The sequence below is a fragment of the Allokutzneria sp. NRRL B-24872 genome, from assembly GCF_002155965.1.
Classification (GTDB): domain Bacteria; phylum Actinomycetota; class Actinomycetes; order Mycobacteriales; family Pseudonocardiaceae; genus Allokutzneria.
Window position 1 is genome coordinate 1 of record NZ_MUMH01000458.1, and the last position, 676, is coordinate 676.

At 68.9% G+C, this 676-nt stretch carries 1 protein-coding gene; it reads left to right on the plus strand.

Annotated features, from left to right (window positions below; all coding sequences use genetic code 11):
- Positions 1 to 171 precede the first annotated feature (171 nt).
- A partial coding sequence (locus CCN37_RS38660) for an NUDIX domain-containing protein (protein ID WP_210408443.1) occupies positions 172 to 676 on the plus strand: 505 nt, incomplete at its 3' end.

Below are 676 nucleotides of genomic sequence, written 5' to 3' on the forward strand. Positions count from 1 at the left end.
CGGTACGAGTTCGTCGTTCACGGCTACGGGCCCCACGGCCACCTGGCTGCACAGGAGATGGCCGAACAGGTCCTGCACTGGCAGCGCAACCACCGAGCCGCCCTCTGCCCGCGCATCACTGTCCACCCCCTGGCCGACGGTGATCCCGCGTCCACGGCCGACGGTGCGCACGTGTTCGTCAAGAAGCACACCCGCGTCGCGATCGACTGGCCGATCATTCCTGGCACGGCGGCCCTGCACGCCCACCACAATGCGGACCAGCTCGGTGGGCGCCATGACGCGGCACTTCCTCTGGTGGAAGTCCGCGAGCCTCGCGACCACCGCAGCCGCAGCATCGTCGGCGCCCACCTCGTGCTTATCCGCGACGGGGCCGTCCCCTTGGGCAAGCGCCACCCGAACAGCGCCTTCGCCCCGTCGACCTGGCACCTTCCCGCCGGCCACCGCGAAGATATGGAAGCCGCCGTCACCTGTATGGTCCGGGAGGCGGAGGAGGAGACCGGACTCCTTATCCCGGAGGGCGACTTGTCGCTCGTCCACGTCCTGGACCTGCTCGACCCCGGGAGCACGATCCCACGCATCGGGCTGTTCTTCGCTCCTTCCCGCTGGGAGGGCGAACCTGTCGTACGCGAACCCGAGTGCTGCACCGAATGGCGCTTCTGGCCGCTGGACGACTTGC